The organism is Streptomyces sp. NH27 (assembly GCF_056859195.1).
Genome location: NZ_JACEGK010000257.1, coordinates 1 through 10,704 on the forward strand (window position 1 = coordinate 1; position 10,704 = coordinate 10,704).

Genomic DNA, 10,704 nt, shown 5'->3' on the forward strand with positions numbered 1-10,704 from the left:
GCCTGGTAACGGTCCTCCGCGGCCAAGTCCTCACTGTCCACAGCCTGTTGATGGAGCACCTGGTAGGAGTCGAGCCGGCCGATCAGCTCCGCGCGCCGCTCGATCAGCGGGTCGAGGCGCTCGACGGCCTCCCTGATGTGCCGCTCGGCCCGTACGGCGACCCGCTCGAACCGGCCCAGGTCCGGGTGTTCGCCGCGCCCGGCGGCCACCCCGACCGTGCCCGCCATGGTGGTCCGCACCGCGTGTGCCTTGACCAGCGCGTCCAGCGCCCGGTCGCAGTCGGCGCGTACCTCGGCCATCCGTTCGTGCAGCGCGTCGGCGAGCGGGCCGGTGATCTCGGCCAGCGTCCCCACCAGCCGCGCCTGCCGCTGCTGGCTCGGCTCGATCACCAACTGACTCTGCGCGCGGGCGACATGCGCCCCGTCGCGGCGGAAGACCAGCAGCATGCGGTCGCCGTGGACGCGCAGCCGGGCGAGCAGGTCGAGCAACGCGTCGGGGTCGGCCGCTTCGTCGATCCCGACCAGGACGAGGGTGAGGGTGGCGGCGGAAGCGAGGATGCGCCGGACGGTCGCGTCGAGGCCGCCCGTGTCGTCGATGTCCTCCGGGCCTTCCGGGAGCACGCCGAGCCGGTCGGCGACCTGGTCGGCGATCCACAGGACGCTGCGCCCGGTCACGCTCAGGGCCAGGTCGAGGCCGCCGGGCGGCGGGTCGGTGTCCGCGTCGCCGGCGGCCGGGCCGCGCAGTTCGCGGTCGGCGAGCAGGAGGGTGCGGCGGAGCGTGCCCGCGCGGACCGAGTCGCCGGCCCGGACCTGGCTGATCTTGACCTGGCGGCCGTCGCCGGTGCGCCGCGCGATACGGGCCGGGCCGGCTGGGCCCGGCGCCCCCGGCGAGTGCGGCGCCCCCGGTGGACGCGCGCCGGACCTCGGGCGGTCGCCGTGGAACCACTCCGCCAGCCGGCGCGCGAAGTGCGGGTCGAAGACGCCCGGTTCGGGCAAGCCCGCGTGCAGCCGCTCGTCGACGGCCGGCCGGCCCTTGGTCCAGCCGGCGGCACGCGGCAGGTGGCGTACGACGGTCTCGGCCGGGCTCAGGTACGCGCCCGCGCGATCGCCGTTCACGTTTCCGGGCAGCGCCACTCCGACGATCTGGCCGGTGGCGGCGTCGGCGACCCCGGCGCCGCCGAAGCCCGTGGCGCCCGGCCCGGCCAGCGCCAGCCGTACCCGCCCGTCGGCGCCGTCCGCCGCCGCTTCGGGGCCCGCCGCTTCGGTGCTCGCGGCCATCCACCGCCCGACGCCGTCCGCGGCCGGGAATCCGTACATCCGCACCCTGCGATGCGGCACGGACAGCCGGCGTAGCGAACTCGCGGCGCCCACCGGGCCTGACCGGTCCAGCCGCAGCAGCGCCACCCCGCCCGCCTCGACGGGGCAGACCTGGTCCGCGACCGCGCGCCGGGAGACCCCGCCGGCCCCGACGAACTCCGCGGTGACGCGCTCTCCTTCGGCGACGGCCCCCGCGTGCGTCAGCACCCATTCCGGGTCGACCAGCACCCCGGCCCCCGCGATCGTCCCATCGCCCCGCCGGATACGGACCGCCCACATCGGCGCCGCCCAGGAGCTCCGGCCGCCGATTCCCCCTTCGGCTTCCATATCCGGCACTGTACGCCTGACGCCCCATCATGTCCGCCTGGTAGAGCGGACGATCACCCGCACCGGCGTCGAGCAGGGCGCGGCCCGCCGACCATGCACGCGGGCGGGGAACCGGGCCGGGACGCGGGTCACATACCCGGGTCCGATACGCGAGTGCCGTGCGGTGGTGGCGGGGCGCCGGTCCGCGCGAGCGGGCGCCGCCCGGATTCGTGGATCCGCTGAATCGATCACCATGAAACGTCAATGCGATCAATACAGAATGCTACTAATTGCCGACCGATGCGAATATGCCAGCCTTCAACGTTTTGAACGCTAAGGTCATTGCGTTCCGTCCACCGCATTCCCGGGACGCAGGAAGACATGTGCCCGAAGAAGAAGGTTCCGTCGGCCGGGATCGCCGTCGTCGGGTCGTATCACCGGTCTCGCCGCGGCGGACGGAACGAACGTGCAGGCCAAGGGAGTTACGGCCGCGCCGACGACGGCGGCGGATGCCCGCCGGGTCGGGAGCGGCAACGTGGCCCCACCCCGGTCGACACGCGGACGGGTTCGCCATCCGGCGAGTGAATCCGCGTGAATTCACGACGCTTCACCCCTGACCCGAAAAGGTCGACGCCGCCGCTTCGCCCTCCGGTTGCGGAGTATCCGAATCGGCCGCCCCGAGCGGCTTCGAGCCGCACCATCGAAGGAGCAGAGATGTCCTTGTCCCGTGTCCTATTCCGCGCCCGGCGCCGCGTGATGGCCGTGCTCGGTGTCGCGGCGATCGCCGGCGGGCTGGCGGTCGCCGCGCCGGCGGCACCCGCCTCCGCCGCCGGGTCGTTCGTGGTCAGCGAAGCGCAGTTCAACCAGATGTTCCCGAGCCGGAACTCCTTCTACACCTACCAGGGCCTGGTCGACGCCACGAGCGCCTACCCGGGCTTCACCACCACCGGTGACGACGCGACGCACAAGCGCGAGGCGGCCGCCTTCCTGGCCAACGTCAGCCACGAGACCGGCGGCCTGCGATACGTCGTCGAGCAGAACACGGCCAACTACAGCCACTACTGCGACGCCGGGCAGCCGTACGGCTGCCCGGCCGGCCAGAGCGCGTACTACGGGCGCGGCCCGCTCCAGCTGAGCTGGAACTTCAACTACAAGGCGGCCGGCGACGCCCTGCACATCGACCTGCTGGACAACCCGTCCCAGGTGGAGCAGAACGCCACCGTCTCCTGGGAGACCGGGCTGTGGTTCTGGAACAGCCAGACCGGAGCCGGCAGCATGACCGCGCACGACGCGATGGTCAACGGCAAGGGCTTCGGCGAGACGATCCGCAGCATCAACGGCGATCTCGAGTGCAACGGCAAGAACCCGGACGAGCAGAACGACCGGATCAACCTCTACAAGCAGTTTGCCGGCGTCCTCGGCACCGACCCCGGCGGCAACCTCTCCTGCTGACCGGTTCTAGCGTTGCGCCTGCGTCAGGGTCCGGGGTGCGGTCCGGGCCCTGACGCGGGAGGGGGCGTGCCCAGGTCGCGGCCGTGGAGGGCGAACCGGGCGCCGGCCTGGAAGCGGGTGCGGGCGCCGAGGGTGTCGAGGAGGGCGGCGACCCGGCGCTGGACGGTGCGCTGGCTCACGCCGAGCTGGCGGGCGCTCGCCTTGTCCGTGAGGCCGGCCAGCAGCAGCGAGAGCAGCCGGCCGTCCGCCGAGGCCGCCGCATCCGGCGACGCATCCGGCGACGTGTCCGGCGCGGCGGCCTCCGCGGCCTCCGCCGTCTCCGCCGTTTCGCCGAAGGTGAGCGGCAGCGGCAGGGCCCGGTCCCACAGGCTCTCGAAGAGGCCGGACAGGGCGTCCAGCAGCACCGAGGGGTGCACGATGACCACGGCGTCGAACCCGGCGGCGGCGTCGCGGTGCCCGGCCGCGGGACCGGCACCGTGCAGCGGCACCACGGCGACCTGCCCGTCCACCAGGTACAGGCGCATCGGCACGGCGGGCAGCACCCGGATGCGCTGCCCGGCACCGGCCAGTCGCTCGACCTCGCTCAGCGCGTCGGCCCGTTCCATCGCCGAACTGCCGTAGATCGCCCGGATGTCGACGCCGAGCCCGAGCAGCCGCAGATCGTCGGCGAGGGCGCCGCGGGCCCGCGGCGCGTCGTCCAGGCAGCGGACCTGCTCGCGGGCCCGCCACTGGACCTGGGCCGTGCGCTGGAGTACGGCGTCGCGGCCGGTGACGACCTCGACGACCACCTCCGGGTCCGGCGCGGCGATCTGGCGCTGGTGGTAGCGGTCGGTCAACTCGGCCAGGTGGTCGCGGGCCTCGCGCAGCCGCTGCTCGCGTTCCGCGACGAGCCTGCCCAGCGCGATCGCCGGCGGCGCGGGCCGGTAGCGCGGGACGGGCCCCGGTTCGCGGGCGGCCAGGCCCTGCCGTTCGAGCGCCGCCAGCGTCGCGCCCAGATCCTCGGGGCGGTCCCAGAAGGCGGCCAGTTCGGCGGCGGGGTGGACGAGCAGCAGTTCGTACGCCACCTCCTCGGCCGCCCCGACACCGAGGGCGCGCAACTGCCCCGAGGCGCCCTCCGGCCCGGGGGCGGCGGGCCCGCGGCGGTCGTCAGTGCCCGGCATCGGCGGCGCCCCCGGGAGCCTCGTGGTCCGGGCGCAACCAGCCTCGGCGGACCGCCTGGTAGCCGGCCTGGAAGCGCGAGGTGGCGTCGAGGCGGCGCATCAGGTCGGCCAGGTGGCGGCGGACGGTCTGCTTGTGCCAGCCGAGGTGTTCGGCGATGGCGTCCTCGGTGTGGCCCGCCGTGAGCAGGGTCAGCAGGGCCCGGTCGAGCGGGGAGGGGCCGTCCTGCGGCCCGTCGCCGCGGCCGGTCGCGAACCGGAGCGGGAGGGCGCGTTCCCAGTAGGTCTCGAACAGCGCGGACAGCCCGTCGTAGAGCACCGAGCCGTGCACGATCAGCCAGTCCCCGCGGGCGGCCGCCTCGCGCAACGGCAGCATCGCCAGCGGTTCGTCGCTCAGCACGAGCTTGATGGGCACGTCGGTGACGACCCGGGCGATCTCGCCGGCCGAGGTGAAGTCGTCGAGGACCGCGACCCCGCCGGGCAGGCCGAGGCCGCGCCGGTCGTAGATCGCGCGGTAGCGGATGCCGCGCCGGAGCTGCTCGAACTCCAGCGGGTTGCCGTGGTGGTCGTTGATGTACGGCGGCGAGTCGAAGGCCCTGATCTCCTTGCGGGCGCCGCGCTGGAGCCGCTCGTGCCACTGCATCACCGCCTCGGGACCGTGGGCGATCTCGACCAGGTCGAGCGGGTCGGTGACGGTCGGCGGACGGGCGGCGCGCGCGGTGAGTTCGGCCACCCGGCGCCGGGCGGTGAGCAGTTCGCGGTTGCGCGCGAAGAGCACCTCGTCCAGGGCGTCGCCCGGCGGGGCGACGACGTAGCGCGGCGGGTCCTCGGGAAGCCGGGCGACCAGGCCGAGTTGCTCCAGCCGGCGCAGCCTGGCCCGTACCGCGGTGCCCGGCGCTGCACCGGCCTCGGCGGATTCCGGCGGCGGTCCGAGTTCGGCCTCGGTGACCGAAGGGCGGGTCAGCAGCAGCTCGTAGAGGGCCTGTTCGGCGGCGGTCAGACCGAGGACGTTGAGCATCCGCCGAGTGTGCCAGCAACTCCCGCCGGGCCATAGCACTTTACGACACTGGCGTAGAGCGCTCTTGACCTGCGTGATCTCCGGCGAGAACCATCGCTGCCGCGAGTCGACTCCGACTGCCAGGTTTCACAACCCACAAGGACCCGACCCTGCGGCGAACCCGGCCGCCCCGACCACATTGGTGGCAAGGTGCGAATTCCCTCCCTACCCCACGGCACGGGCGGCCCCCCGCGCGGCCGCTCCCGGCGACGACGAGCGGCGGGCGCCCTCGGCGTCCTCCTCGCCGCCGCCCTCGCGGTGACCGCTGCCGGCCCCCTCGGCACGGCCGAGGCCGCCGCGCCGCAACCCGCGGTCCCGGCAAAGGCCGCCCCGGCAAAGGCCGCCCCGGCCAAGGCAGTTCCGGCAAAGGCCCCCGCCGGCAAGCCCTCCGGCACGACCGTCCACACGTCCACCGCCCCCGGCTCGCGCGCCCCGAGGCGCACCGGCGCCGTCACGTCGTCCTGCGCGGTCCCGAAGGCGAAGGGGGTGGCCCGCTGCTTCGCCAAGCGGGTCGCCGGCACCGCCGCGGGCACCGGCGTCAAGGCCGCGGCGGTCGCGCCGTCCGGCTACGGCCCCGGCGACCTGCTCAGCGCCTACGATCTCCCGGCGAACGGCGGCCGGGGCGCGACCATCGCCATCGTGGACGCCTTCGACGCCCCGACCGCGGCGGCCGACCTGGCCGTCTACCGCGCGCAGTTCGGCCTGCCCGCGCTCCAGCCGGGCCAGTTCACCAAGGTCGACCAGCGCGGCTCGCAGAACCACTACCCGACCCCCGACGCGGACTGGGCGACCGAGACCTCGCTCGACCTGGACATGGTGTCGGCCGTCGCCCCCGAGGCGGACATCATCCTGGTCGAGGCCGACTCGGCCGCCCTCACGAACCTCGCCGCGGCCGTGGACGAGGCGGCCGCGCTCGGCGCCACGTACATCTCCAACAGCTACGGCGGCTCGGAGGACGGGACCGAACTCGCGGGCGCCCACTACGACCACCCGGGCGTGGCCGTCGTCGCCAGCTCCGGTGACGACGGCTACGGCGTCCAGTTCCCGGCCGCGGCCCCCGATGTCACCGCCGTCGGCGGCACCGCGCTGACCAGGGACACCGGCACCGCGCGGGGCTGGACCGAGACGGCCTGGGCGGGCGCCGGCTCCGGCTGCTCCGCGTACGTGCCCAAGCCGTCCTTCCAGACCGACACCGGCTGCGCCAACCGGGCCGTCGCGGACGTCTCCGCCGTCGCCGACCCGCACACCGGCGTGGCCGTCTACGACAGCTACGGCAGCAGCGGCGACGGCTGGGCGCAGTACGGCGGCACGAGCGTCGCGGCCCCCGTCATCGCGGCCGTCTACGCGCTGGCCGGGCCGATAGCCGACAACGGCCGCCCGAACACCTACCCGTATGCGCGGCCCGGTGCGCTCAACGACGTCACCTCCGGCTCCAACGGCACCTGCACCACGGCCTACCTGTGCACGGCGGGCCCCGGTTACGACGGCCCGACCGGGCTCGGCACCCCCGACGGCACCGCCGCGCTCGCCGCGTCCGACTTCGGTACGGTCGCCGGCACCGTCACGGACGAGGCGGGCGCCCCGCTCGGCGGCGTCCGGGTGACCGCGAAGGGGACGGCGTCCGGCCGCACCACGACCCGCAGCGACGGCACGTACAGCCTTCCGCTGCCGGTCGGCGACTACACCGTCACCGCGGCCGAGTTCGGCTGGACCTCCGTCTCGCACCCCGCCACCGTCACCACCGGCACGACCTCGTCCGGCGACTTCGTGCTGGCCCGCCGGGCGATGGTCACGCTCAGCGGCAAGATCACCGACGCCTCGGGCCACGGCTGGCCGGTGGGTTCCACCATCGCCCTGGACGACGGCTCCGAGACGGCGCCGTTCAGCAGCGACTTCTACACCGGCGCCTACTCCGTGGACGTCCCGGCGAACGGCAGCTACACCCTGCACGTGACGTCCACGCTCCCCGGCTACGCCGCCCGCGACGTGCAGGTGCAGGCCGGTTCCGAGAACGTCGTGCGCAACATCGGGCTGGACGCACAACTGCTCGCGATCGACGGCTCGGCCCCCGGCTACACCCAGAAGACGGCCACGTCCGCCACGGAGAAGTTCACCACCGACACCATCCCGGCGGGCTGGAGCACCACCAGCACCAAGGGCGATCCCTGGACCTTCCACGCCCCCGGCCCGTCCGCGTGGACGAACGACCCCACGCTCGGCTTCGCGTCCGCGATGTCCGGCGGTGACACCGACTCCACCCTGCTGACCCCCGCGACGACGCAGTCGGCGGGCAAGGCCCTGCTGCTGACCTTCCGCGCCAACCACGTCGGCGGCCTGGCGACCGTCGACTCCACCACGGACGGCGGGGCGACCTGGCAGACCATCTGGACCGGCGACGGAAGCGAGTCCGCCACGCAGCACGCCGTGGTGCCGGCCGCCGGACACGACCAGTCCGTCCGGCTGCGCTTCCACTACACCACCACCACCGTGGGCTGGTGGGACATCGCCGACGTCTCCCTCGCGCAGGCGTGGCTGCAACTCGACAAGGGCTCGCTCGTCGCCGGCGACGTGACCAGCGCGCGGACCGGCCGGCCGCTCGACGGCGTGGCCGTCGCCGTGGCGGGCACCACCGCGGGCGCGACCTCGACCGCCGGATCGCAGCCCGGCGGCGGCACCGACGCCTTCTACTGGCTGTTCTCCCCGGCCACCGGTCACCGCACCGTCACCGGCTCGCTCGTCTACTACGACCAGGCCCACGCCTCGGTGAAGCTGTCCGCGGACCGCGTCACCCGGGTCGATCTCGCCCTGACCAACGGGGAGATCACCGTCAGCGGCGACCTGAGCGCGACCGTGCGCCCGCACGGCTCGGCGACCAGGAAGCTGACCCTCACCAACACCGGGGACGGCCCCGCGACCGTCCGCATCGGCCAGTTCGCGTCGGACGGCGCCGCATCGGCCGGTACCGCGTCCGCTCCGTCCGGGACCTCCGCCACCGGCCGGGCGGTGCCGCTGAAGCAGGGCACCCCGCAGCCGCTGGCCTCGGTCATGGCCGCGGCCGCCAAGGCCGGGCACGGCATCGGCAGCACGAAGATCGCCGCGCCGCACGGCAGCTCCGCGGCCCCGGCCGCCACGCAGACCGGCGCCCCGGCGCCGGCCTGGACCGGCCTGCCCGACCTGCCGGCCCAGTCCGCGCAGGGCGTCGCCGGCACCTACCAGGGCGTCGTCTACGCCGGCCTGGGCTCCGGGACCGAGGACATCACCAACACCTTCTACGCCTACGACCCGCACAAGGGCGCCTGGCAGCGGAAGGCCGACGCACCCGACCCCGTCGCCGCGGCAGGGTCCGGATTCATCGGCGGGAAGCTCTACGTCACCGGCGGTGTCGGCCCCCTGCTCACCGTCCAGCCGGCGACCCAGGTCTACGACCCGGCCACCGACAGCTGGACCGAGGCCGCACCCAGCCCGTACACGATCGCCGGTGCCACCGCCGTGCTCGACGGCAGGATCTACGAGGTGGGCGGGCTCACCACCGAAGCGGACGCCACCGCCACCGTCGCGGTCTACGACCCCGCGACCGACACGTGGCACAAGGCGGCCGACTACCCCGAAGCGATCATGAACACGCAGTGCGGCGCGACGGGCGGGCACCTGTACTGCGCGGGCGGCGTCATCGCGGGTGGCTCCACCACGGATGCCTTCGCGTACGACCCCGCCGCGAACCGCTGGCACCGTATCGCCGCGCTCCCTGTCGACGCGCAGTGCGCGACGGCCGCCACGGCGGACGGCGAACTGGGCGTCGCGGGCGGCATAGTCGACGACGGCCAGGCCGCCAGTGCCCGGGCCTTCGCCTACAACCCGGCCGCCGACTGGTGGGCCCAACTGCCCGACCTGCCGGGGCCGCAGTACTACGGCGCCGGCGCGACCGGGCTCTACTCGGTCGGCGGGGTCACCGCGGACAACTCCCTGACCGGCGCCTACCGGCTCACCGGCTACGACCAGGCCGGACCCGTCCGCCTGCCGTGGCTCTCGGTGAGCCGCGGCACCGTCACCGTCCCGGCCGGGCACTCGGTCACCGTGACCGTACGGCTGACGGGCGACCGCACCGGGACCGTGGCCGGGTCGCTCGGATTCGAGAGCGACGCACTGCACACAGTCGCGCCGCTGCCCGTCACATTGACGGTCGCGGCCCGGTCCACCGGCCACCCGACGGGAGGCTGAGGAACGCACCACCCGAAACATGCCGGCCCGCTCCCGTTCCCCGGGGGCGGGCCGGCCCACGTATACCCTCCGTCCGGTACGTGACCGCTCGTCAGCTGTACGTCACGCGCTCACAAAGCAGCAGCAGGCGAACACTCCGGGCTGTACGTAAGCGTCGAGGCAGCAGCCGTCGGAAGAGGGCCGCCCGGCTCATTCCGCGGGTTCGTCCGATCGAGGGAGGCACGACACCGGGCTCACCGGCCCTTCCGGGTTCCCGCAACGGCCCCCGCGGGAAGGCTCGGCAGGTCGCGTTTCCGCAGGTGGATCCAGGTGATAGCAAGGTCAGCACGGTGGGGCGGGTGGGACTCGAACCCACGACCGACGGATTATGAGTCCGCTGCTCTAACCGGCTGAGCTACCGCCCCGTGCGGCGTGCCGTGCGCGCCGTCTGCCGCAGCATAGCCGCTCATACGATCTGTCGCCCTCGCGGGTGTACGGACGCGTCGTCAGGTGGACGCGGCGAGGCCGGAAGCGGGGGTGCTACGGCGTTCAGGGGACGAAAAAGGACCCCGAAGGGCCCTCATCCCGCGCTCCCCCGACTGGACTCGAACCAGTAACCTGCCGGTTAACAGCCGGCTGCTCTGCCAATTGAGCTACAGGGGATCAGCTCCCCCGACTGGACTCGAACCAGTAACCTGCCGGTTAACAGCCGGCTGCTCTGCCAATTGAGCTACAGGGGATCGCGCTGCGTGCGCCGAATGCACCCGCCAGGATCCTCCCGGAAGGCGCGCACTCGGTGCGACACATACATTAGCGCAAGCAGGGGGGTGCTCCGCCAACCGCTTGCAGGGGGTTGCCCCCGGCGACGCAGGGTAGGCGCGCAACAGTCCGGCAGAACCGGAGTTAGGAAGGGTGGAGCCATGCGCTACCGGCTGACGTTCATCACCGGAGCCCTGGTCGGTTTCGTGCTCGGCGCCCGCGCCGGGCGGGAGCGGTACGAGCAGCTCCGCGAGGCCGCCCGGAAGCTCGCGCAGAACCCGGCGGTGCGGAACACCGCGGAGTCCGCGATGCAGCAGGGCCGCACCGCGGCGGGCAAGGCGAAGGACACGGTGACGGCGAAGGTCGGCGAGCGGATGCCCGACGCGCTGGCCGGCAAGATGCGCGCGGGCCGCAACGGCAACGCCCCCGACAGCGGCTGGGGCACCTCGAACACCTGACC

General features: G+C 73.9%; 6 protein-coding genes and 3 tRNA genes. 3 read left to right on the forward strand and 6 right to left on the reverse strand.

The window, feature by feature from the left end:
- Positions 1-1,643, reverse strand: a 1,643-nt coding sequence (locus AC13HU_RS21045; RefSeq protein WP_483043464.1) for a serine protease, incomplete at its 3' end; no start/stop codon positions are given.
- A 693-nt stretch (positions 1,644-2,336) separates the two neighbouring features.
- Between AC13HU_RS21045 and AC13HU_RS21050 the strand changes: the two genes are divergently transcribed.
- The gene (locus AC13HU_RS21050; RefSeq protein ID WP_483043465.1) at positions 2,337-3,074 is read left to right on the forward strand and encodes a chitinase; all 738 of its coding nucleotides are present in this window, start codon (positions 2,337-2,339) and stop codon (positions 3,072-3,074) included.
- 23 nt (positions 3,075-3,097) lie between these two features.
- Here the strand turns inward: AC13HU_RS21050 and AC13HU_RS21055 are convergent, their stop codons facing one another.
- Positions 3,098-4,234 carry a hypothetical protein gene (locus AC13HU_RS21055; RefSeq protein WP_483043466.1) on the reverse strand — a complete coding sequence of 379 codons (1,137 nt, stop codon included), beginning with the start codon at positions 4,232-4,234 and terminating at the stop codon, positions 3,098-3,100.
- A complete protein-coding gene (locus AC13HU_RS21060) occupies positions 4,221-5,249 on the reverse strand; it encodes a LuxR C-terminal-related transcriptional regulator (protein ID WP_483043467.1) in 1,029 nt (342 codons plus the stop codon). The genes AC13HU_RS21055 and AC13HU_RS21060 overlap by 14 nt, the downstream gene beginning before the upstream one ends.
- Before the next feature lie 189 nt (positions 5,250-5,438).
- Between AC13HU_RS21060 and AC13HU_RS21065 the strand changes: the two genes are divergently transcribed.
- Positions 5,439-9,506, forward strand: coding sequence for a carboxypeptidase regulatory-like domain-containing protein (locus tag AC13HU_RS21065; RefSeq protein WP_483043468.1), 4,068 nt, complete (start codon positions 5,439-5,441; stop codon positions 9,504-9,506).
- Between the two features lie 330 nt (positions 9,507-9,836).
- Here the strand turns inward: AC13HU_RS21065 and AC13HU_RS21070 are convergent.
- The 3 genes from AC13HU_RS21070 to AC13HU_RS21080 all read right to left on the reverse strand — a co-directional run bounded on the left by AC13HU_RS21070 (position 9,837) and on the right by AC13HU_RS21080 (position 10,225).
- A tRNA-Ile gene (locus tag AC13HU_RS21070) sits at positions 9,837-9,910 on the reverse strand.
- 165 nt (positions 9,911-10,075) lie between these two features.
- Positions 10,076-10,148 (reverse strand) — tRNA-Asn (locus AC13HU_RS21075).
- Between the two features lie 4 nt (positions 10,149-10,152).
- Positions 10,153-10,225: transfer RNA gene (locus tag AC13HU_RS21080), tRNA-Asn, on the reverse strand.
- Positions 10,226-10,405: 180 nt separating this feature from the next.
- Between AC13HU_RS21080 and AC13HU_RS21085 the strand changes: the two genes are divergently transcribed.
- A complete protein-coding gene (locus AC13HU_RS21085; RefSeq protein WP_483043469.1) occupies positions 10,406-10,702 on the forward strand; it encodes a YtxH domain-containing protein in 297 nt (98 codons plus the stop codon).
- The last annotated feature ends 2 nt before the right edge of the window (positions 10,703-10,704 follow it).

Bases quoted from the DNA above. Each gene is read 5' to 3' on its own strand.
- AC13HU_RS21050 (WP_483043465.1), top strand. From the start codon at position 2,337: ATGTCCTTGTCCCGTGTCCTATTCCGCGCCCGGCGCCGCGTGATGGCC.
- AC13HU_RS21055 (WP_483043466.1), bottom strand. From the start codon at position 4,234: ATGCCGGGCACTGACGACCGCCGCGGGCCCGCCGCCCCCGGGCCGGAG.
- AC13HU_RS21060 (WP_483043467.1), bottom strand. From the start codon at position 5,249: ATGCTCAACGTCCTCGGTCTGACCGCCGCCGAACAGGCCCTCTACGAG.
- AC13HU_RS21085 (WP_483043469.1), top strand. From the start codon at position 10,406: ATGCGCTACCGGCTGACGTTCATCACCGGAGCCCTGGTCGGTTTCGTG.